We start from the raw sequence: 19,986 nt of genomic DNA on the forward strand, positions 1-19,986 counted from the left end.
CTGGAAGGCGTGAATCCGTCCACAGCACAAGCCACCGCCGTCGTCGACGAACTGGTCCGCGGCGGGGTACGTGAGGTCGTGCTCTGCCCGGGTTCGCGCAACGCCCCGCTCGCGTTCGCGTTGCAGGCCGCCGACGCCGCCGGGCGACTGCGCCTGCACATGCGGATCGACGAGCGCACCGCGGGCTTCCTCGCGGTGGGTCTCGCGGTCGCGGGCGGTCGGCCCGTGCCGATCGTCATGACGTCCGGCACGGCCGTCGCGAACCTCGCCCCCGCCGTCCTCGAGGCCAACTACGCGCGCGTCCCGCTGGTCGTGCTCAGCGCGAACCGGCCGTACGAGATGCTCGGCACCGGCGCCAATCAGACGGTCGAGCAGCTCGGCCTGTTCGGCAGCCAGGTCCGCGCCACCATCAGCCTCGGTCTCGCCGAGGACGGCGAGGACCAGAACAGTCAGTGGCGCAGCGCGGTGTGCCGCGTCCTCGCCGCCGCCCGCGGCACCCGCTCCGGCAACGCCGGGCCCGTGCACTTCGACATCCCGCTGCGCGAGCCGCTCGTGCCCGACGTCCACGCGCAGGGACCGGTGCCGGAAGGCCGGCCCGACGGCGCCGCCTGGACCACCACGATGCACGCGACCCTCGACGTCCCGATGGACCTCGACATCACCCCCGACACGGTCGTGATCTCCGGGCACGGGTCCGCCTACCGGCCCGAACTGGCGCACCTGCCGACGGTTGCCGAACCCACCGCGCCGATGCACGGCATCCCGCTGCACCCGCTGGCGCTGCCGCAGCTCAAACCCCGTCAGGCGATCATCACCGGCCGCCCCACGCTGCACCGCCCGGTGTCGAAGCTGCTCGCCGACCCGGCCGTCGCCGTGTACGCGCTCACCACCGGTCCGCGCTGGCCCGACGTCTCCGGCAACGTCCTCGCCACCGGCACCCGCGCCGTGGTGTCCGGCGAGCCCGACCCGGCGTGGATCGCGCGCTGCCGAACCCTGTCGGAGCACGGCGACAAGGCCGTGCACTCGCAGCTCGCGGCGCACCCGGACGTCACCGGCCTGCACGTCGCGGCCGCGGTGACGGCAGCATTGTCCGACGGCGACCAGTTGCTGCTCGGGGCGTCGAACCCGGTGCGTGACGCGGCCCTCGTGAGCTATCCGCGACCGGGGGTGAAGGTGCTCTCCAACAGGGGCGTCGCCGGCATCGACGGCACCGTCTCCACCGCCGTCGGCGCGGCCCTCGCGTACGAGAGCGAGGGCCGGACCGTTGCGCTGCTCGGCGACCTGACGTTCCTGCACGACGCGTCCGGCCTGCTGATCGGCACCGGCGAACCCCGTCCCGCCGACCTGACCATCGTGGTCGCCAACGACGACGGCGGCGGCATCTTCGAACTGCTCGAGCAGGGCGACCCGCAGTACGCGGGCGTGTTCGAGCGGGTCTTCGGCACCCCGCACGGCATGGACCTGGCCGCGCTGTGCGCCGCCTACCGGGTCCCGCACCGCCGGGTGAACCTGGCGGACCTGACCGCGGCCCTGACGTCGCCGGGGGAGGGCGTCCGCGTGCTCGAGGTGACCACCCAGCGGTCCGGTCTGCGCGAACTGCACGCCGCGGTACGGGCGCAGCTGTGAGGCCGTCGTGAGTCCCCGCATCGCTCACCGCGTGCAGGTCGCCGTCGTCGCCGTGGCCACCGGGATCTCGGTGCTCGCGGTCCTGCTGGTGCTCGCCGCGTGGCGCAACGACCGGACCATCGAATCCGACATGGGCACCGCCACCGCCGAGGTGCTGTCCGCCGGATCGCTGCGGTCCGCGGTCAGCTTCGTGACCCCCGACGGTGTCACCCACAACCCCAGACTGGGCGTCCTCTACCCGACCAAACTCACCGCGGGGCAGCGCATCGACGTCGAGTACGCGCGCAGCGACCCCGACCTGGTGCGGGTCGCGGGACGCGACGCCCGCGTCGCGATCGTGCCCGCCGGGTCGGTGATCGTCGTGACGTGGATCGTGGCACTGCCCGCCCTGCTGGTGCTCCGCCGGAAGGTCGACACCGAGGGTTCCTGAGAAGTTCACTCAGGAAGGGTTTCTAAGCTCGTCCGAATGCGGAGAACTTCGGAACGCGCCGGGATGATGCTGATCGCCGCCGCGGTGCTGGTGGTGGCGCTCTACCTGCTGCGCGACGTCGGTGCGGCGATCTACCGGGCGATCGTCCCGCACACCTCCGAACTGCCGGGCGTCGAGCTGATCGCCGACGGCGGACTGCTCGTCCTCGTCGCGCTGTACGCGGTTCTCGCCGTGCAGATGTGGCGCACCCGATCCCCGCACCTCGGTGACCTGCTGATGGGCGGCTTCGGTGTCGTCGTCGCGTACGCGCTCAGCGAGGCGGTCAAGATGGTCGTCCGCGAGGACCGCCCCTGCCGGGTCGAACTCGCGCTGCCCGACTGTCCCGCCGTCGGCGACTGGTCGTTCCCGAGCAACCACACCGTCATCGCCGTCGGCATCGCGACAGCCATCGTCCTCGCGTCCGACCGGGTGCTGTCGTCGCTGCAGCGGGGTCTCGTGATCGCCCTGGCCGGCCTCATCGGCGCGGCCCGCGTCCTGCAGGGCGTGCACTACCCGCACGACGTCCTCGCCGGCGTGATCCTCGGTTCCACCGTCACCGTCGCCGTCGTCGTGATGCTCGTGCCGTGGGCGCGAGGCAAGGCGCGCACGCTGACCCGGCGTGCCCCGGCCGCGGAGGACCGCCCCCAGCCGGACCCGACCGGCGAGAACCCGGTGGCGGACGTCGACGCATGAGCCGGTTGGTAGCGTCTTCCGACGTGGCAGAAACACACGGATCGCGGGCCTCGCTCGAAAAGGATCCGCACGAGGTCGCATCCATGTTCGACGGCGTCGCGAAGCGCTACGACCTGACGAACACGATCCTGTCGTTCGGGCAGGACCGCAGCTGGCGGAAGGCGACGCGGGCGGCGCTCGATCTGAAGCCGGGGGAGCGGGTCCTCGACCTCGCCGCCGGCACCGGCGTCTCCACCGTCGAACTCGGCCGGTCCGGCGCGTGGGTGGTCGCCACCGACTTCTCGAAGGGCATGCTGCACGCCGGCCGCGGACGGCGAGTCCCGATGGTCGCGGGCGACGCGATGCACCTGCCGTACGCCGACAGCGTGTTCGACGCCGCCACCATCTCGTTCGGGCTGCGCAACGTGTCCGACTTCGACGCCGGCCTGCGCGAGATCGCGCGCGTCACCAAGCCCGGCGGCCGCCTCGTCGTCAGCGAGTTCTCCACCCCGGTGTTCGGACCGTTCCGCACCGTCTACATGGAATACCTGATGAAGGCGCTGCCGCAGGTCGCCCGCGCCGTCAGCAGCAACCCCGACGCCTACGTCTACCTCGCCGAGTCCATCCGGGCATGGCCGACGCAGGAACAGCTCGCCGAGCGCATCGAGGCCGCGGGCTGGCGGAACGTGCAGTGGCGCAACCTCACCGGCGGCGTCGTGGCGCTGCACCGCGCCACCCGGTGAGCCCGCTCACGCGCCACCCGGTGAGCCCGCTCAGCTGAAGGGCTTGCGCGGATCCAGGCGCAGCGACGCGGCACCCGCCGCGCGCCATGCCCGGGCCGTGAAATCGGCGTCCTCGTCGGTGACGAGGTTGCCCATCACCCGCACCGCGACGGTCATCATTGCGCGCGAACGCATCCCGACCGGCCCCGCCGCAGGCAGGAACCGGGCAATCGTCAGCAGTCCTGCGAGGCGGCGCGCGATCGAGAACGCGTGGCCGTACCGGTCCCGCAGGATCGTCGGCCACACATCGGTCAGGTCGTCGCTGCCCAGCACCTGCGCCACCAGGCGCCCACCCTCGAGGCCGTAGTCGATGCCCTCACCGTTGAGAGGATTCACACACGCCGCGGCGTCACCGACCAGCGCCCAGTTGCGACCGGACACCCCCGACACCGCGCCACCCATCGGCAACAGCGCCGACGCCACCGAATGCGCCCGGCCGTCGAGGTGCCACTCCGCGCGGCGCTGGTCGGCGTACAGCTCGAGCAGCGGCCGCAGCGCACCCGGCGCGGGACGTTTGGCCGTCGCGAGCGTGCCCACACCGATGTTGACCTCGCCGGTCCCGAGCGGGAACACCCAGCCGTAACCCGGATGCAGTGCGCCGGCGTCGTCGCGCAGTTCGAGATGTGACGTGATCCACGGGTCGTCGCTGCGCGGGGAGCTCACGTACGCGCGCGCCGCCACCCCGTACGTGGTGTCGCGGTGCCACTCGCGGCCCAGTTGCTTGCCGAGCGTCGAGCGGACGCCGTCGGCGACGATCAGTTTCTCGCACGTGACGGTGTGCGTCCCGGTCGCCGTCTTCACCGTCACCGAGCGAACCCGGTCGCCGCGACGCTCGACACCCACCGCCTTGGCGCCCTGGACCATTCGGGCACCGGCGTCGACCGCGGTGAGCCGCAGCCGGTCGTCGAACTCGGTGCGCCGCACCGCGCTGCCGACCGCGGGGAGGGCGCCGCCGGGCCACGGCAGCTCCAACTCCTGTCCCCAGCCCGTCAGGCGCAGACCCCGGTTGGTGGTGTGCCCGCGGACCCAGTCGCCCAGACCCAGGTGATCGAGTTCGGCGACCGCGCGCGGGGTCAGGCCGTCGCCGCACGTCTTGTCGCGGGGGAACGTCGCCGCGTCGACCAGCAGCACGTCACGCCCGCCGCGCGCCGCCCACGTGGCGGCGGCAGAGCCCGCGGGACCGGCACCGACGACCAGGACTTCGGTGCTCGTGGGGAGTTTCGGGGCATCGTTGGACCCAGCGGTCGGGAAATGTTCGGCCACCACCCCAGTATCTTCTCAGGCTGGGGGAGCGCAACGCGGTGAGGGCAGGTGGTGGTGACGGCCGGTGATACCGCTAGGTTCACTACCGTGGTTACCGAGGCGTCACCGACTACAGGAATGAGTACTGACATCGTGAGCACTGAGGGGTCGGAGCGGGCAACAGGTTCGGGCACCGTCGTGGCCGGGGTCGACCTCGGCGACCAGCAGTTGGCCGACGTGGTGCGCGACGGTCTCCACCGTGTCGAGGAACTCCTGGTCAGCGAACTGTCCGACGGTGAGGACTTCCTCACCGAGGCGGCGCTGCACCTCGCGAAGGCCGGCGGCAAGCGGTTCCGTCCGCTGTTCACCGTGCTGACCGCCCAGCTCGGGCCGAACGGGTCCGACCCGGCCGTGGTCACCGCCGCGACCGTCGTCGAACTCGTCCACCTCGCGACGCTGTACCACGACGACGTCATGGACGAGGCGACCATGCGCCGCGGCGCACCCAGCGCCAACGCCCGCTGGGGCAACAGCATCGCGATCCTCGCCGGCGACTACCTGTTCGCGCACGCGTCGCGGCTGGTGTCCACGCTCGGCCCCGACGCCGTCCGGATCATCGCGGAGACGTTCGCGGAACTGGTCACCGGCCAGATGCGCGAGACCATCGGCGCCAAGCAGCAGCAGGATCCGGTCGAGCACTACCTCAAGGTCGTGTGGGAGAAGACCGGCTCGCTGATCGCCGCGAGCGGACGCTTCGGCGGCACCTTCTCCGGCGCCGGCGCCGACCAGATCGAGCGCCTCGAGCGCCTCGGCGACGCCGTCGGGATCGCCTTCCAGATCTCCGACGACATCATCGACATCTCCTCGGTGTCGGATCAGTCCGGCAAGACGCCGGGCACCGACCTGCGTGAGGGCGTCCACACGCTGCCCGTGCTGTACGCGCTGCGTGAGGAGGGCGCCGACGGCGACCGGCTGCGCGAACTGCTCGACGGACCGGTCACCGACGACGCCGAGGTCGCCGAAGCGCTGACACTGCTCGAGCGGTCTCCCGGCATGACCGCGGCCAAGACGAAGCTCGCCGAGTACGCCGAGCGGGCCCGGACCGAGCTGGCCCAGCTGCCGCAGGGCCCCGCGAACGACGCGCTGCTGCGACTCGTCGAGTACACCGTCGAACGCGTCGGATGACGCCTCGCTGACGTAGTCTTCGACCAGCCCGGGAACCGTCTCCCCGGGCTGGATCGTTGTTCAGGTCAGGAAGCCACGCTGGCGTCGCGGCGGTGAACAGGGAAGAGGCGAGTCGTGCACGGTTACGCGAACGGTGCCAAGACGTTCGGCCTGCTGGTCGGAATGTCCGCATTGATCATCTTCATCGGCTCGTTGTTCCAGAACCGCACGATCCTGATCTTCTCGATTCTCCTGGCCGTGGGCACCAATGCGTGGGCCTACTTCAACAGCGACAAGCTGGCGCTGCGGGCGATGCATGCCCAGCCCATCACCGAGGTCCAGGCACCGGTCATCTACAAGATCGTCCGGGAGCTGGCGACGGCGGCACACCAGCCGATGCCGCGTCTCTACATCAGCCCCACCGCGGCGCCCAACGCGTTCGCGACCGGACGCAACCCGCGCCACGCCGCGGTGTGCTGCACCAGCGGGATCCTCGACATCCTCGACGAGCGCGAACTGCGAGCAGTCCTCGGGCACGAACTGTCCCACGTCTACAACCGCGACATCCTGATCTCGTCGGTCGCCGGCGCGATGGCCGCGGTCATCTCGGGACTGGCGAACATGGCGATCTTCGCGAACATGTTCGGGGGACGCGGCAACGGTCAGGGCGCCAACCCGATCGCGTTGCTGCTGGTCTCGCTCCTGGGTCCCATCGCAGCCACCGTCGTCAAGCTTGCCGTGTCCCGGTCGCGGGAGTACCAGGCCGACCAGTCCGGGGCCGAGTTGACGGGGGACCCGCTGGCGCTGGCGTCGGCGCTGCGGAAGCTCGAGCGCGGCACGCAGGCCGCGCCGCTGCCGCCTGAGCCGAAGATCGCCGCGCAGTCGCACATGATGATCGCCAACCCGTTCCGGGCCGGCGACAAGATGAGCCGGATGTTCTCGACGCATCCGCCGATGGCGGATCGGATCGCGCGTCTGGAGAAGATGGCCGGCGGTGGCTCGCCCGACGGCGGCCTTCCCCCCACCCATCGCGAGTACTGAGACCCACCGCGACCCACCGCGGCCGACTGTGGCTGGCCGTGGCCGACCGCGGCCGACGGAAACGGGCCGCCACCTCCGCGTCGGCGGAAGTGACGGCCCGTGCGACGGTCCGGCGCACGGCCGGGCGGCGTCAGCGGTAGTTCACGAACTGCAGGGCGATACCGAAATCCTCGCCCTTGAGCAGCGAGATGACGGCCTGCAGGTCGTCACGCTTCTTGCTGGTCACCCGGAGTTCCTCACCCTGGATCTGCGCCTTCACGCCCTTCGGGCCCTCGTCGCGGATCTTCTTCGAGATCTTCTTGGCGTTCTCGGTGCTGATGCCCTGGACCAGGGATCCGCTGAGCTTGTAGATCTTGCCGGACTGCGCCGGCTCGCCCGCATCGAACGCCTTGAGCGAGATGTCCCGGCGGATCAGCTTCTCCTTGAAGACGTCGAGCGCGGCGTTCAGGCGCTCCTCCGTCTCGGCGGTCAGCGTGATGGTCTCCTCGCCGGACCACTCGATGCTCGCCCCGGTGTTGCGGAAGTCGAACCGGGTGCCCAGCTCCTTCGCAGCCTGATGCAGAGCGTTGTCCACCTCTTGACGATCAACCTTGCTCACCACATCGAAGGACGAATCAGCCACTGCACACTCCTGAATTCTTGGCGGTAGAGCCCACCCGGACAGCGGTGGGCTGCCCTGACGCTATCGGGTCGCTACCCCCTGTATCCACCCGGTTTGCGTATCTGGGGGGACTTCGATGTATTCTTCGATATGCGTCAGAGCGAGCAAGATGCTCTGGGCGAAGTCTGGCAGATTGCCCGAGCGGCCAATGGGAGCGGACTGTAAATCCGTCGGCTTATGCCTACGTAGGTTCGAATCCTACATCTGCCACACAAGTTCAGCCCCGACCCGAAAAGGGTCGGGGCTGAACTGCTTTCGGGGTACCTCGACCCCGCCCGCCCCGCGTCGGGGATCCGGGCTGTGATCCATCCCACTCAACGGGACCGTGCGGTCTGGTCGCGCCGAGACCGCCCTAGCGTCCGGTGCGATGGTGGCGCTCGTCACAGGACGGGTGCCCGTGAGGCACGAAGGAGCCCGATCCTCGATGACAGGTCTGATCAACGCCGACGAGACGTCCGTGACGGTGCAGCATCCCGGGAAGCTGTTCATCGGCGGCCACTGGGTCGAGCCGGCGACCGGCGCGCGGTTCGACGTCGTCAACCCCGCCACCGAGGACGTGTTCCTCACCGTCGCCGAGGCCGACGCGCAGGACATGGCCCGGGCCGTCGACGCCGCCCGGGACGCGTTCGACCGCGGACCGTGGTCGCGCATGACCCACGCCGAGCGCGCCCCCTACCTGACGGCGATCGGTGCCGGGATCCGCGCACGCAGCGCCGAACTGGGTCGCATCTGGACCAGCGAGATGGGCATCCTCGCCGCGGTGTCGACGTATGCCTCGGCGGGCTCCGGCGACGTCTTCGACTACTACGCGAGCCTCGCCGACAGCTACGCGTTCGTCGAGGAGCGCCGGCCCAGCTCGGGCAACGGGGTGGGCCTGCTGGTCCGCGAACCGGTCGGCGTCGTCGCCGCGATCATCCCGTGGAACAGCCCGCTCGGGTTGATCGCCAACAAGGTCGCGCCGGCGCTCATCGCGGGCTGCACCGTCGTCGTCAAGGCCTCCCCGGAGGCGCCGGGTGCCGCCTACCTGTTCGCGGAGATCGTCGAGGCCGCCGGACTCCCCGCGGGCGTCGTCAACGTCGTCACCGCCGAACGGGAGGTCTCCGAGCTGCTGGTGCGCAACCCCGGCATCGACAAGGTCACCTTCACCGGCTCCACCGCGGCCGGTCGCCGGATCGCGGCACTGTGCGGCGAGCGGATCGCCCGTTGCACGCTCGAGCTGGGCGGCAAGTCGGCCGGCGTGATCCTCGACGACTACGACCTCGCCACCGCGGCACAGTCCATCGCGACGTCGGCGCGCATCATGACCGGCCAGGTGTGCGCGTCGCTGACCCGCATCGTCGTCAGCCGCCACCGTCACGACGAGTTCGCCGACGCCCTCGGTGCCGCGATGTCGGCGATCCGGGTGGGGGACCCGTTCGACCCCGCGACCGAGATGGGGCCGCTCGCGATGTCCCGTCAGCGCGACAAGGTGGAGGGCCTGATCGCGAAGGGCTGCGAGGAGGGGGCCCGCCTGGTCACCGGCGGCCGCCGGCCCGGCCACCTCGACCGCGGCTTCTTCATCGAACCGACGGTGTTCGGCAACGTCGACAACGACTCGACCATCGCCCGAGAGGAGATCTTCGGCCCGGTCGTGAGCGTCATCGCCGCCGACGACGAGAACCACGCGGTCGACATCGCGAACGACACGATCTACGGCCTCAACGCCTCGGTGTTCACCGACGACGTCGAACGGGCGTGGGCGGTGTCGCGGCAGCTGCGGTCCGGCACCGTCGGCCACAACGGGTTCCAGTCCGACTTCGGGATCGCCTTCGGTGGCTTCAAGCAGTCCGGTCTCGGCCGTGAGGGCGGCCTGGACGGCCTGCAGCCGTACCTCGAGGCCAAGACCGTGCTGCTCGACGCGATGCCCCCGAGCGTGACCGCAGCGTCTGGCCACTGATTTACCCGGTCTGACCTGCCAATTTGGCGCTGGAGCGAAGGTCTGTGTAATCTTCTGGAGGCTTCAGCGCGCAGAGATGCGCAGGACAGCCACGCCCCCTTAGCTCAGTCGGCAGAGCGTTTCCATGGTAAGGAAAAGGTCGACGGTTCGATTCCGTCAGGGGGCTCGCTGGATTGTGGTGCCGCCGGATTCGCGCGACACTCGACTCCGAGGCGGTGTAGCTCAGTTGGTAGAGCAAACGACTCATAATCGTTGTGTCGCCGGTTCAAGTCCGGCCATCGCTACACAAGACGAATGATCCACCCTGATCTCTCTCTGATCAGATTCACGCGAAAGAAGGCAGCCCCGTGGCCTCCTCGACTGACGTTCGGCCCAAGATCACCTTGGCATGTGAGGTGTGCAAGCACCGCAACTACATCACCAAGAAGAATCGCCGCAACGATCCCGATCGCCTCGAGCTGAAGAAGTTCTGCCCGAACTGCGGAACTCACCAGGCGCATCGCGAGTCCAAGTAAGTTTCTTCTCGGAGTCGGCGCTCGCGCGTTAGGTTCACTGCCAGACTGCCCTAACGATATTTGCGTCCACAGGGCAGATGGGTGATTCGCTGTGACAGAGACAGTCGTGAGAGAGGCCGAAGTGACCTTCGACCCCGCCGCGCATGCGGCTGCGATGGTCGGACATCACTACCGCGTGAGCGACTTCTACGAGATCGGCCGGGAAAAGGTCCGCGAGTACGCACGTGCGGTACTCGACGACCACCCCGCCCATCACGATGAGGAAGCGGCGCGGGGCCTCGGATACGACGGTCTCCTCGCCCCCCTCACCTTCGTGTCGATCGTAGGCATGATCGCGCAGCGCAAGCTGTTCGAAGAGGTCGTGACCGGTTACGACCTCAGCCAGATCATGCAGACCGACCAGCGGCTCGTGTTCCACAGGCCGCTGAAGGCCGGCGACCGATTGATCTGCGACGTCCACCTGGAATCGTTCCGCCAGGTCGCGGGCAGTGACATCATCGTCACCAAGAACGTCATCTCGGATGTGAACGGGGAGCTGGTCCAGACCACCTGGACCACGCTCGTCGCTCGCTCCGGCGGTGAGGTCGACGAGAACATCGCGCACGCGGTCAAGGATGTGATGATGCATGTCGCTCCGTAGGTTCGAGGACGTCACTGTCGGTGACGAACTGCCCGAGCGCATCGTCACGCTGACCCGTGGCAATCTCGTCAACTACGCCGGCGTGTCGGGCGATCCCAACCCGATCCACTGGAGCGACCATGTGGCCCGACTGGCCGGCTTGCCGGACGTCGTGGCCCACGGGATGCTCACGATGGGTCTGGGTGGCGGATTCGTCTCGTCATGGCTCGGCGATCCGGGTGCTGTGACCGAATACAACGTTCGGTTCACGAGTCCGGTTTACGTGGCGGCCGACAAGGCTGCCGCCGTGGAGTTCACCGGCAAGATCAAGTCGGTGGATCCCGAAAGCAAGACCGCAGTAGTCGCGATCGTGGCTCGTTCGGAGGGTCGTAAGATCTTCGGTCGGGCCACCGCAACGGTCCGTTTGGCCTGAGTGCCGGGCGGATTGGGTTTGTTCCGGTGCATTGAAGTACACTAGAGTTTCTGGGGTTACTCAGGCGCTGCGCGCTGCCCTACGGTGAGGTTGCAGCCTGTTTCTACAGGCTGGGCTGGTCCGGATGGGGTGGCGCGCATGTCATGTGAATCCAGATGGGTCGACCAGTTCGATCGGTCGACCAAAGGGGCGTAGCTCAATTGGCAGAGCAGCGGTCTCCAAAACCGCAGGTTGCAGGTTCAAGTCCTGTCGCCCCTGCACCCGGACTGGTCAGCGACTGAGAGGAACGACGGTGAGCGAGGAGCGCGACAAGCGCGACGGCGGCGCTACCGGGTCTACGGACCCAAGCCCTGTCGAAGATTCTGCAGCCGACGCGAGCTCTCGCGCTGAGGCCCCTTCCGATCACGCCCCTGAGGGTGAGGTCGCTGCTGATGAGAGCCCCGCGAGTGCGGCCCCAGCAGGTAAGCCCACCGGCAAGCGCTCCGCGCGCCGGGCGGGAACACCGGAATCTGCCGAGCCGGCCAAGCCGGTCCAGATGGCGAAGACCGCCAAGGCGGCAACTTCCGTGAAGTCCCCGGAAGCAAAGTCCCGGAAGGCCGACAAGCCGCAGACGGAGAACATCTTCAAGCGGATTCGACGCTTCCTACGCGAAGTGTTTGCCGAGCTCCGTAAGGTCATCTGGCCCAATCGCAAGCAGATGATCACCTACACCAGCGTGGTGCTCGTGTTCGTCACCTTCATGGTGACGTTCATCAGCCTTCTCGACCTTGGTTTCATCAAGGGCGTCTCCTGGCTGTTCGGCTAACCCGGGGGCGCCCGTCGGCGCTCCCGAACGATGTGATTGACGAGAGGAAGAGTGCCTCCAGTGAGCACCCCCGAGAACGACTCTGACGAGGCCATGGCCGAGGAGCGTGTTTCGGCCGAGGCGGTTACCGACGAAGACGGCGTGTCAGCCGAGCTCGAGGTCGAAGACGACGCCGACGCTGCCGGCGACCAGGCCGAGGACGGTGCCATCGCGGAGCAGGCTCCAGAGGTCGCTGAGGAAGAGATCGACCCTGTCGCCGAGCTGAAGGCCGCGCTCCGTCGCGCACCCGGTGACTGGTACGTCATCCACTCCTACGCCGGGTACGAGAACAAGGTGAAGGCCAACCTCGAGACCCGCGTCCAGAACCTCGACGTCGGCGACTACATCTTCCAGGTGGAGGTTCCCACCGAAGAGGTCACCGAGATCAAGAACGGCCAGCGCAAGCAGGTCAACCGGAAGATCCTGCCCGGCTACATCCTCGTTCGCATGGAACTGAACGACGAGTCGTGGGGCGCGGTCCGCAACACCCCCGGTGTGACCGGTTTCGTCGGCGCCACGTCGCGCCCGTCGCCGCTGACCCTCAACGAGGTCGTCAAGTTCCTGATGCCCCAGCAGGGGCAGAAGAAGCCTGCCGCGGCTGCTGCCGCTGCCGGTGAGTCGGCCGCCGCGACCGCTGCCAAGCCGACCATCGAGGTCGACTTCGAGGTCGGCGAGTCGGTCACCGTCATGGACGGCCCGTTCGCGACGCTGCCCGCCAGCATCAGCGAGGTCAACGCCGAGCAGCAGAAGCTCAAGGTCCTCGTCTCGATCTTCGGTCGCGAGACCCCGGTGGAGTTGTCCTTCAACCAGGTCTCGAAGATCTAACTCGGTTCCGACTGTCACGCTCGCGCGTGGCAAGGTGGGACCCACACGCTTGCACGCACTACGCAAGAAACACACCCAGTAGGAAACAAGGAACGAAGATGCCCCCCAAGAAGAAGAAGCTCGCCGGGCTCATCAAGCTTCAGATCCAGGCTGGTCAGGCCAACCCTGCACCGCCCGTGGGTCCTGCGCTCGGTCAGCACGGCGTGAACATCATGGAGTTCTGCAAGGCTTACAACGCGGCGACTGAGTCCCAGCGCGGCAACGTGATCCCTGTCGAGATCTCCGTCTACGAAGACCGGACCTTCGACTTCAAGCTGAAGACCCCGCCGGCCGCCAAGCTGCTGCTCAAGGCTGCTGGTGTCCAGAAGGGCTCCGGCGAGCCGCACAAGACCAAGGTTGCGACCGTGACCATGGATCAGGTGCGCGAGATCGCGAAGACCAAGCAGGAAGACCTCAACGCGAACGACATCGACGCGGCCGCGAAGATCATCGCCGGCACCGCGCGTTCGATGGGTATCACCGTCGAGGGCTGAGTGCAGCGCAGCCCCGCACTGACACTGCAGGGTTGATCCTCCACTGTGGGAGGGCCGGCCAGGCCCGCACCACAACTGAACCATTCACCCGGGCCGACCGCCCAGGGTGAGAAGTAAGGACAGAAGAAATGGCAAAGCGCAGCAAGGCGTACCTCGCCGCCGCTGAGAAGATCGACGCGGACAGCCTCTACAGCCCCCTGCAGGCTGCGAAGCTGGCCAAGGAGACCTCGTCGAGCAAGATGGACGCGACCGTCGAGGTTGCCGTCCGTCTGGGCGTCGACCCCCGCAAGGCGGACCAGATGGTGCGTGGCACGGTCAACCTGCCGCACGGCACCGGTAAGACCGCCCGCGTCGTCGTCTTCGCCGTCGGCGAGAAGGCAGCCGAGGCTGAGGCCGCCGGCGCCGATGTCGTCGGTGCCGAGGACCTGATCGAGCGCATCCAGGGCGGTTGGACCGACTTCGACGCCGCGATCGCCACCCCTGACCAGATGGCCAAGGTCGGCCGCATCGCCCGTGTCCTCGGACCGCGTGGCCTGATGCCGAACCCGAAGACCGGCACCGTTACGCCGGACGTCGCGAAGGCTGTCACCGAGATCAAGGGCGGCAAGATCAACTTCCGCGTCGACAAGCAGGCCAACCTGCACTTCGTGATCGGCAAGGCGTCGTTCGACGAGGCCAAGCTGGTCGAGAACTACGGTGCGGCGCTGGACGAGATCCTGCGTGCGAAGCCGTCGTCGGCGAAGGGCCGCTACGTCAAGAAGATCACGGTTTCGACCACCACCGGTCCGGGCATCCCGGTGGATCCGAACCGTACCCGCAACCTCCTCGAGGACGGCGAGTAAGTCGCGACTTTCCGCGATCTGATCGACATCGAAGGCCGGCACAGAGATTTCTCTGTGCCGGCCTTCGGCGTTCGAGGACGCTCGGGAGAACGGCCGTGCAGCTGTCCGGGAGGGCGAGGCGTCGGCCGCCGGATGTGAGGGTCGGCACTGCGCGGGGGACTGTGGGCGTCTCGTTTTGCGTCTGCGCCCCGACTCGAGCTAGGCTCCTCGTTGGAGTTCGGCGCTTCATGCGAATTCCGCCCCGAAACAATGTTCTACCAAAGACCGTTGGTCACCGAGTCCAGACACGGAATCGGTTGAAGGTCCGGGATTGCCCGGCGGCCCACGCAGGAGGACGAGGTGGGGGATGTTTGTCTGCGACCGGCCCCGGCCGGATGGATGGATCTCCTCGTGTACGCCCCGTGTGCCCTGCACCGGGGCGTTTTGCATGTCACGGCCCGAAGTGGAACAACGACTGTCACGAGAGGAGGCGAAGTATGGCAAAGCCTGAGAAGGTTTCTGCAGTTGCAGAGATCACCGAGCAGTTCAAGGACTCGTCCGCCGCCGTGATCACGGAATACCGTGGTCTGTCGGTCACGAGTCTGACGCAGCTGCGACGCGCTCTCGGAGAAGGTGCCACCTACTCCGTCGCCAAGAACACCCTGGTCAAGCGTGCCGCCGCTGAGGCGGGCGTCGAGGGCCTTGACGACCTGTTCGTCGGACCGACCGCCATTGCATTCATCAAGGGCGAGCCGGTCGACGCTGCGAAGGCCATCAAGGCCTTCGCAAAGGACAACAAGGCACTCGTCATCAAGGGCGGGTACATGGACGGCGCTGCGCTGTCCGTGGATCAGGTCAACCAGATCGCGGACCTCGAGTCCCGCGAGATCCTGTTGGCCAAGCTCGCCGGCGCGATGAAGGGCAACTTGGCAAAGGCCGCTGGCCTGTTCAATGCTCCCGCTTCGCAGGTGGCCCGTCTGGCCGCCGCGCTGCAGGAGAAGAAGGCTGCGGAGGGTGGGGCCGTCGAGGCTCCCGCCGACGCCGCTGCCGAATAGCTGATCCGCACCTGCGCATCACAACCATCACCACCTGTCCGGTCGCGGATCAGCGACACAGGACTTAAGAGGAAGGACCGCCACCATGGCGAAGCTCACCACCGAAGAGTTGCTGGACGCGTTCAAGGAGCTCACCCTGCTCGAGCTCTCTGAGTTCGTGAAGGCGTTCGAGGAGACCTTCGAGGTCACCGCTGCTGCTCCGGTCGCCGTCGCTGCTGCGGGCGCTCCGGCTGCCGCTGCCGAGGCTGCTGAGGAGCAGGACGAGTTCGACGTCATCATCGAGTCGGCCGGCGACAAGAAGATCCAGGTCATCAAGGTCGTCCGTGAGGTCGTCTCGGGCCTGGGCCTGAAGGAAGCCAAGGACCTCGTCGAGGGTGCTCCGAAGGCCATCCTGGAGAAGGTTGCCAAGGACGCCGCTGAGGCTGCCAAGGAGAAGCTCGAGGCTGCCGGCGCGAAGATCACCGTCAAGTAAGACGGCTGTCCGCGCTGCTTCCTGACGAAGCATCCAGAAGAGAGGGTCGCCCCGTTCGGGGCGGCCCTCTTTTCTTGCATCGGTGGAAGCCGGAGAATTCTCCGGCGAATCGCGGCCATTTACTTACCCGAGAGTAAGGTTTGGCGTAACGTATAACACTTCGATGCGATAGAGTGACGCAACCCACAGTGGGCCCACCGTGGGGGGACATGCTTGACGCAGGAGGTAATAGTGGGAGTCGAGGTAGCGGTCGAGGGACTCACGAAGTCGTTCGGCTCACAGAAGATCTGGCAGGACGTGAGCCTCACGCTGCCGGCCGGTGAGGTGAGCGCACTACTCGGCCCTTCGGGTACGGGCAAGTCCGTCTTCCTGAAGTCGTTGATCGGTCTGCTGCGGCCCGAAGAGGGCTCGATCGTCATCGACGGCACCGACATCCTCCAGTGCTCGTCGCGTGAGCTCTACGAGATCCGCAAGCTGTTCGGTGTCCTGTTCCAGGACGGTGCGCTGTTCGGGTCGATGAACCTCTACGACAACGTCGCCTTCCCGCTGCGGGAGCACACCAAGAAGTCCGAGTCCGAGATCCGCAAGATCGTCATGGAGAAGCTCGAACTCAACGGTCTCGTCGGTGCGGAAGGGAAGCTGCCGGGCGAGATCTCCGGCGGTATGCGCAAGCGTGCCGGCCTCGCCCGCGCGCTCGTGCTGGATCCGCAGATCATCCTCGTCGACGAGCCGGACTCGGGTCTGGACCCCGTCCGCACGACGTACCTCAGTCAGCTGCTGATCGACATCAACGCGCAGATCGATGCGACGATCTTGATCGTGACGCACAACATCAACCTCGCGCGCACGGTGCCGGACAACCTGGGCATGCTCTTCCGCAAGCAGCTCGTGATGTTCGGCCCCCGTGAGGTCCTGCTCACCAGCGACGAGCCGGTGGTCCATCAGTTCCTCAACGGCAGCAAGATCGGTCCGATCGGCATGTCGGAGGAGAAGGACGACGCCCAGATGGCGCAGGAGCAGGCGCTCGTCGACGCCGGCCACCACCACGGCGGGACGGACGACGTCTACGGCGTCGTGCCGCAGATGCAGGCCACGCCGGGTCTGCCCTTCCGTCAGGCCGTCGCACGCCGTCAGGCGCGGGTCCGGGAGATTCTCCATACCCTGCCGATCGAGGCGCAGCAGAGCATCCTTGCCAGCATGGAGGACGACGACGCCACCCAGGTGATTCCCGCATACGACGACGGAGGTCTGGGACAGACCGCATACGGGCGCGGGTAGGGGAGCGGATGGGGGGCACCCGACCTTCGATGATGAAGCCGGTCACGGGGGCGCTTACACAGGCCGGCAACATCGTCCAGCTGTTCGTCGACGTGGTTCGCAACACGTTCAAGCGACCGTTCCAGTTCAAGGAATTCATCGAACAGGCCTGGTTCATCGCCAGTGTGACGATCCTGCCTACCGCGCTGGTCGCCATCCCGTTCGGTGCCGTCGTGTCGCTGCAGACGGGGTCGCTGATCAAGCAGCTGGGCGCAGAAGCGTTCACGGGTGCCGCCAGCGTGCTCGCGGTGATCCAGCAGGGCAGTCCGATCGTGACCGCGTTGCTGATCGCCGGAGCCGCGGGCTCCGCAGTCACCGCCGATCTCGGTTCACGGACCATCCGTGAGGAGATCGACGCGATGGAAGTGCTCGGGATCAATCCGATCCAGCGGCTCGTCGTGCCCCGCGTGCTCGCGATGGTGCTCGTCGCGGTGCTCCTCAACGGGCTCGTGTCCGTCGTCGGTATCGCCGGCGGCTACTTCTTCAACGTCATCCTCCAGGGTGGCACCCCGGGTGCGTACCTCGCGTCGTTCTCGGCGCTGGCCCAGCTGCCCGACCTCTACATCGCGGAGGTCAAGGCGGCCATCTTCGGTGTCATCGCCGGCGTGATCGCGTCCTACAAGGGACTGACGCCGAAGGGCGGACCCAAGGGTGTCGGCGAGGCGGTGAACCAGGCGGTCGTCATCACCTTCCTGGTCCTGTTCTTCGCGAACCTGATCCTCACGATGGTGTACCTGCAGATTGTTCCGGCGAAGGGGGCCTGACCGGATGACGATCGCGAAGGGACGCGGCAGCTACACGCTGGTGCGTGCGCGCCGCTGGGCGCGGAAGCCGCTCGATGTGCTCGACAACGCCGGCGAACAGATGTCGTTTTACTCGCGGGCCATCGCGTGGACCCCGCGTACCCTGCGCCGCTACCGGAAGGAGATGCTCCGGCTGCTGGCGGAGGTCACGTTCGGCAGCGGCGCGCTCGCGGTGATCGGCGGCACGATCGGTGTCATCGTGATGATGTCCGGGTTCACCGGCGTCGTCGTCGGTCTGCAGGGTTTCGCCGCGCTCGACCAGATCGGTAGCTCGGTGCTGACCGGGTTCCTGTCGGCGTACGTCAACACCCGTGAGATCGCACCGGTCGTCGCGGCCCTGGCGCTGTCGGCCACGGTCGGGTGCGGGTTCACCGCTCAGCTCGGCGCGATGCGCATCTCGGAGGAGATCGACGCACTCGAGGTGATGGCCGTGCCCAGCGTGCCCTTCCTCGTCACCACCCGGATGATCGCGGGCTTCATCGCCGTGATTCCGCTGTACATCGTCGGCCTGCTCGCGGCCTACCTGGCGTCACGGGTGGTCTCGACGGTGTTCAACGGGCAGTCGTCCGGCTCGTACGACCACTACTTCAATCTGTTCCTGCCTCCCGAGGACGTCCTCTGGTCCTTCGGCAAGGTCCTGGTGTTCGCGTTCGTCCTGATCCTCATCCACTGCTACTACGGCTTCCACGCCCACGGCGGCCCGGCCGGGGTCGGGGTCGCGGTCGGCCACGCGGTGCGTACCGCGATCGTCACCATCGCCGTCCTGGACTTCTTCCTGAGCCTCGCCATCTGGGGCACGACGACCACGGTGCGGGTGGCCGGATGATCGAGCGCACGTCGAAGCTGCGTCGTAGGACCCTGGGAGTCGCCTTCTTCCTGGTCCTCGCCCTGTTCGTGGGCGGGACCATCGCCACCTACAACAAGACCTTCACGCCGGTCGTCAAGGTCGACCTCGTCACCGACACCGTCGGCAACGCGCTACCGCGCAACGCCGACGTCAAGGTGCGTGGCCTCATCGTCGGCGAGGTGCGTGGCGCGTCCACCGAGAACGGCAAGGTCACCTCCGTGATGGCGATCGATCCCGACAAGGCCGAACTGATCCCGTCGAACACCACCGCACGGTTGCTGCCCAAGACGCTCTTCGGTGAGCGGTACGTCGACCTGGTCATCCCGGTGAATCCGAGCCCCGACCCGATCACGGCCGGCGACACCATCCACCAGGACAAGAGTGGCAACGCGGTCGAGCTCGGCAGGATGCTCGACGGTCTGCTGCCGCTGCTGCAGGCCATCCCGCCGGAGAGCCTGGCCTCGACCCTGGGGGCGTTGTCACAGGCGCTCGACGGCCGGGGTGAGCGACTCGGTGTCACGCTCGATCAGCTCGACACGATCTTCGCCGGGGTCAACACCCGGCTACCGGACCTGACGGCCGGTCTGGAGAGCTTCGCGACCTTCACCCAGACGTACTCGGATGCGGCGCCGCAGTTGATCGACGCGCTCGACGACCTGCGGACCACGAACGCGACGATCGTGCAGGAGCGGCCCGCGATCGATGCCCTGATGGCGTCGGTGACGTCGACGGGATCGAGCACCGCGGACCTGCTGACGGCCAACCGGGATTCGCTGATCTCGATCGCCGCCGACTCGCGGGAGGCGCTGGAGATTCTGGCGCGGTTCTCCGGGACCTTCACCTGCACATTCGCGAACTTCGCGGAGGTGATGGCACGGTCCGGCGCGATCACCGGCGAGAACTCGCCCAACCCGGGTGCGCGCGCCACGATCGAGCTCGTCAATCCCCGCGGACGGTACCTGCCCAACCAGGATGAGCCGCGCCTGATCGACACCCGCGGTCCGCGGTGTTACGAGGCGCCGCCGCTGGGCACCGACATCGGGCAGTACCCCGGCGGTTCCATCCACGACGGCTCGTACCAGGTGCCGACCCGCAACCCCGGAGACCAGAACATTCCCGACGTCGCGGTCCCGCAGTTCTCGATGCTGCCCGCATCGGCGACGTTCGCCGGCTCGCCGCTCGAGCGGGAGACGTTGGCGGTCGTGTACGGCGAGGCGGCCGGTATCGCGCCGGAGGACGTGCCGTCCTGGACAACCATGATCGGTGCCCCCGCGCTCCGTGGAAAAGAGGTGAGCATCAAGTGAAGCGA

22 protein-coding genes and 4 tRNA genes are annotated in these 19,986 nt (G+C 67.5%); 24 read left to right on the forward strand and 2 right to left on the reverse strand.

The features are described 5' to 3' along the window. Positions 1–9 precede the first annotated feature (9 nt). The 4 genes from menD to IJ15_RS0107115 are packed head-to-tail and all read left to right on the forward strand — an operon-like array spanning position 10 to position 3,510. Positions 10–1,626 carry a 2-succinyl-5-enolpyruvyl-6-hydroxy-3-cyclohexene-1-carboxylic-acid synthase gene (gene menD / locus IJ15_RS0107100; RefSeq protein ID WP_031937649.1) on the forward strand — a complete coding sequence of 539 codons (1,617 nt, stop codon included), beginning with the start codon at positions 10–12 and terminating at the stop codon, positions 1,624–1,626. A gap of 7 nt (positions 1,627–1,633) precedes the next feature. Next, positions 1,634–2,056 (forward strand): DUF3592 domain-containing protein, encoded by a 423-nt coding sequence (locus IJ15_RS0107105; RefSeq protein ID WP_031937650.1) that lies wholly within the window; start codon positions 1,634–1,636, stop codon positions 2,054–2,056. A gap of 36 nt (positions 2,057–2,092) precedes the next feature. Beyond that, the gene (locus IJ15_RS0107110; protein WP_231569446.1) at positions 2,093–2,788 is read left to right on the forward strand and encodes a phosphatase PAP2 family protein; all 696 of its coding nucleotides are present in this window, start codon (positions 2,093–2,095) and stop codon (positions 2,786–2,788) included. A 23-nt stretch (positions 2,789–2,811) separates the two neighbouring features. Continuing rightward, on the forward strand, positions 2,812–3,510 hold the full coding sequence (locus IJ15_RS0107115) for a demethylmenaquinone methyltransferase (protein WP_156112045.1): 699 nt from the start codon (positions 2,812–2,814) through the stop codon (positions 3,508–3,510). Between the two features lie 30 nt (positions 3,511–3,540). On the opposite strand, the gene IJ15_RS0107120 is transcribed toward IJ15_RS0107115, so the two are convergent. Then, positions 3,541–4,815 carry a geranylgeranyl reductase family protein gene (locus tag IJ15_RS0107120; RefSeq protein WP_031937653.1) on the reverse strand — a complete coding sequence of 425 codons (1,275 nt, stop codon included), beginning with the start codon at positions 4,813–4,815 and terminating at the stop codon, positions 3,541–3,543. Positions 4,816–4,929: 114 nt separating this feature from the next. Here IJ15_RS0107120 and IJ15_RS0107125 point away from each other — a divergent pair, with 114 nt between their 5' ends. After that, entirely contained in the window at positions 4,930–5,976 is a 1,047-nt protein-coding gene (locus IJ15_RS0107125) for a polyprenyl synthetase family protein (RefSeq protein WP_031937654.1), read from the forward strand. A 114-nt stretch (positions 5,977–6,090) separates the two neighbouring features. Continuing rightward, on the forward strand, positions 6,091–6,996 hold the full coding sequence (htpX, locus tag IJ15_RS0107130) for a zinc metalloprotease HtpX (protein WP_031937655.1): 906 nt from the start codon (positions 6,091–6,093) through the stop codon (positions 6,994–6,996). Between the two features lie 130 nt (positions 6,997–7,126). Here htpX and IJ15_RS0107135 read toward each other — a convergent pair whose 3' ends face one another. Beyond that, the gene (locus tag IJ15_RS0107135) at positions 7,127–7,618 is read right to left on the reverse strand and encodes a YajQ family cyclic di-GMP-binding protein (RefSeq protein ID WP_031937656.1); all 492 of its coding nucleotides are present in this window, start codon (positions 7,616–7,618) and stop codon (positions 7,127–7,129) included. Positions 7,619–7,784: 166 nt separating this feature from the next. Between IJ15_RS0107135 and IJ15_RS0107140 the strand changes: the two genes are divergently transcribed. The 18 genes from IJ15_RS0107140 (at position 7,785) to IJ15_RS0107225 (ending at position 19,981) form a co-directional block, all read left to right on the forward strand. Next, positions 7,785–7,867: transfer RNA gene (locus IJ15_RS0107140), tRNA-Tyr, on the forward strand. A gap of 214 nt (positions 7,868–8,081) precedes the next feature. Further along, a complete protein-coding gene (locus IJ15_RS0107145; protein ID WP_031937657.1) occupies positions 8,082–9,593 on the forward strand; it encodes an aldehyde dehydrogenase in 1,512 nt (503 codons plus the stop codon). Between the two features lie 93 nt (positions 9,594–9,686). Further along, positions 9,687–9,759, forward strand: a tRNA-Thr gene (locus tag IJ15_RS0107150). A gap of 45 nt (positions 9,760–9,804) precedes the next feature. After that, positions 9,805–9,877 (forward strand) — tRNA-Met (locus IJ15_RS0107155). Positions 9,878–9,940: 63 nt separating this feature from the next. After that, on the forward strand, positions 9,941–10,108 hold the full coding sequence (gene rpmG, locus IJ15_RS0107160) for a 50S ribosomal protein L33 (protein WP_031937658.1): 168 nt from the start codon (positions 9,941–9,943) through the stop codon (positions 10,106–10,108). A 154-nt stretch (positions 10,109–10,262) separates the two neighbouring features. Beyond that, positions 10,263–10,748, forward strand: coding sequence for a (3R)-hydroxyacyl-ACP dehydratase subunit HadA (gene hadA / locus IJ15_RS0107165; protein ID WP_231569453.1), 486 nt, complete (start codon positions 10,263–10,265; stop codon positions 10,746–10,748). Continuing rightward, positions 10,735–11,160 (forward strand): (3R)-hydroxyacyl-ACP dehydratase subunit HadB, encoded by a 426-nt coding sequence (gene hadB, locus IJ15_RS0107170; protein WP_031937660.1) that lies wholly within the window; start codon positions 10,735–10,737, stop codon positions 11,158–11,160. Before hadA ends, hadB begins: the two co-directional genes overlap by 14 nt. 185 nt (positions 11,161–11,345) lie before the next feature. Beyond that, positions 11,346–11,418 (forward strand) — tRNA-Trp (locus IJ15_RS0107175). 34 nt (positions 11,419–11,452) lie between these two features. Next, entirely contained in the window at positions 11,453–11,965 is a 513-nt protein-coding gene (gene secE / locus IJ15_RS0107180; RefSeq protein WP_031937661.1) for a preprotein translocase subunit SecE, read from the forward strand. Between the two features lie 60 nt (positions 11,966–12,025). Continuing rightward, the gene (gene nusG / locus IJ15_RS0107185) at positions 12,026–12,829 is read left to right on the forward strand and encodes a transcription termination/antitermination protein NusG (RefSeq protein WP_031937662.1); all 804 of its coding nucleotides are present in this window, start codon (positions 12,026–12,028) and stop codon (positions 12,827–12,829) included. Between the two features lie 98 nt (positions 12,830–12,927). Further along, positions 12,928–13,362, forward strand: a complete 435-nt coding sequence (gene rplK / locus IJ15_RS0107190) for a 50S ribosomal protein L11 (protein WP_031937663.1) — start codon at positions 12,928–12,930, stop codon at positions 13,360–13,362. A gap of 128 nt (positions 13,363–13,490) precedes the next feature. After that, positions 13,491–14,204 (forward strand): 50S ribosomal protein L1, encoded by a 714-nt coding sequence (gene rplA / locus IJ15_RS0107195; RefSeq protein WP_031937664.1) that lies wholly within the window; start codon positions 13,491–13,493, stop codon positions 14,202–14,204. Between the two features lie 476 nt (positions 14,205–14,680). Then, positions 14,681–15,238, forward strand: coding sequence for a 50S ribosomal protein L10 (rplJ, locus tag IJ15_RS0107200; protein WP_031937665.1), 558 nt, complete (start codon positions 14,681–14,683; stop codon positions 15,236–15,238). A gap of 85 nt (positions 15,239–15,323) precedes the next feature. Continuing rightward, on the forward strand, positions 15,324–15,710 hold the full coding sequence (gene rplL / locus IJ15_RS0107205; RefSeq protein WP_031937666.1) for a 50S ribosomal protein L7/L12: 387 nt from the start codon (positions 15,324–15,326) through the stop codon (positions 15,708–15,710). Between the two features lie 228 nt (positions 15,711–15,938). Beyond that, positions 15,939–16,988, forward strand: a complete 1,050-nt coding sequence (locus tag IJ15_RS0107210) for an ABC transporter ATP-binding protein (protein ID WP_031937667.1) — start codon at positions 15,939–15,941, stop codon at positions 16,986–16,988. A gap of 8 nt (positions 16,989–16,996) precedes the next feature. Continuing rightward, positions 16,997–17,791: an MlaE family ABC transporter permease gene (locus tag IJ15_RS0107215; protein ID WP_031937668.1), complete on the forward strand. Its 795-nt coding sequence runs from the start codon at positions 16,997–16,999 to the stop codon at positions 17,789–17,791. Between the two features lie 4 nt (positions 17,792–17,795). Beyond that, complete coding sequence (locus IJ15_RS0107220) at positions 17,796–18,656, forward strand: MlaE family ABC transporter permease (protein ID WP_031937669.1); 861 nt, start codon at positions 17,796–17,798, stop codon at positions 18,654–18,656. Beyond that, positions 18,653–19,981, forward strand: coding sequence for an MCE family protein (locus IJ15_RS0107225; protein WP_031937670.1), 1,329 nt, complete (start codon positions 18,653–18,655; stop codon positions 19,979–19,981). Before IJ15_RS0107220 ends, IJ15_RS0107225 begins: the two co-directional genes overlap by 4 nt. Positions 19,982–19,986 lie beyond the last annotated feature (5 nt).

The sequence above is a fragment of the Prescottella defluvii genome (assembly GCF_000738775.1).
Taxonomy (GTDB): Bacteria; Actinomycetota; Actinomycetes; order Mycobacteriales; family Mycobacteriaceae; genus Prescottella; species Prescottella defluvii.

Coding starts and splice junctions, on each gene's coding strand:
- IJ15_RS0107110 (WP_231569446.1), top strand. CDS start 2,093: ATGCGGAGAACTTCGGAACGCGCCGGGATGATGCTGATCGCCGCCGCG.
- IJ15_RS0107125 (WP_031937654.1), top strand. CDS start 4,930: ATGAGTACTGACATCGTGAGCACTGAGGGGTCGGAGCGGGCAACAGGT.
- IJ15_RS0107145 (WP_031937657.1), top strand. CDS start 8,082: ATGACAGGTCTGATCAACGCCGACGAGACGTCCGTGACGGTGCAGCAT.
- hadA (WP_231569453.1), top strand. CDS start 10,263: ATGGTCGGACATCACTACCGCGTGAGCGACTTCTACGAGATCGGCCGG.
- hadB (WP_031937660.1), top strand. CDS start 10,735: ATGTCGCTCCGTAGGTTCGAGGACGTCACTGTCGGTGACGAACTGCCC.
- rplK (WP_031937663.1), top strand. CDS start 12,928: ATGCCCCCCAAGAAGAAGAAGCTCGCCGGGCTCATCAAGCTTCAGATC.
- rplA (WP_031937664.1), top strand. CDS start 13,491: ATGGCAAAGCGCAGCAAGGCGTACCTCGCCGCCGCTGAGAAGATCGAC.
- rplJ (WP_031937665.1), top strand. CDS start 14,681: ATGGCAAAGCCTGAGAAGGTTTCTGCAGTTGCAGAGATCACCGAGCAG.
- rplL (WP_031937666.1), top strand. CDS start 15,324: ATGGCGAAGCTCACCACCGAAGAGTTGCTGGACGCGTTCAAGGAGCTC.
- IJ15_RS0107215 (WP_031937668.1), top strand. CDS start 16,997: ATGGGGGGCACCCGACCTTCGATGATGAAGCCGGTCACGGGGGCGCTT.
- IJ15_RS0107220 (WP_031937669.1), top strand. CDS start 17,796: ATGACGATCGCGAAGGGACGCGGCAGCTACACGCTGGTGCGTGCGCGC.
- IJ15_RS0107225 (WP_031937670.1), top strand. CDS start 18,653: ATGATCGAGCGCACGTCGAAGCTGCGTCGTAGGACCCTGGGAGTCGCC.